Annotated in this window: 1 protein-coding gene; it reads right to left on the bottom strand. The window is 62.7% G+C overall.

Features of this window, described 5'->3' with window-relative positions; all coding sequences use genetic code 11:
• Positions 1-255: GTP-binding protein (locus QMX78_RS21540; protein WP_282273501.1), on the bottom strand; the 255-nt coding region annotated here is incomplete at both ends.

Here is a 255-nt window from a genome sequence, read left to right as displayed (position 1 = left end):
CCGAACCGTGCACGATCGGGGTGTCGTCGCCCGGGAAGTCGTACTTGCTCAGCAGCTCGCGGACTTCCATTTCGACCAGTTCCAGCAGCTCGGCATCGTCAACCATGTCGGCCTTGTTCAGGAACACAACGATGTACGGCACGCCGACCTGACGCGACAGCAGGATGTGCTCGCGGGTCTGCGGCATCGGGCCGTCAGCAGCCGAACAGACCAGGATCGCGCCGTCCATCTGGGCAGCACCGGTGATCATGTTCT

It is taken from the genome of Stenotrophomonas sp. PS02298 (assembly GCF_029959445.1).
In the GTDB taxonomy this organism is placed as follows: Bacteria; Pseudomonadota; Gammaproteobacteria; order Xanthomonadales; family Xanthomonadaceae; genus Stenotrophomonas.
Note: the sequence above shows the minus strand (reverse complement) of the source record. Positions and strands in the feature narration are given on the sequence as shown.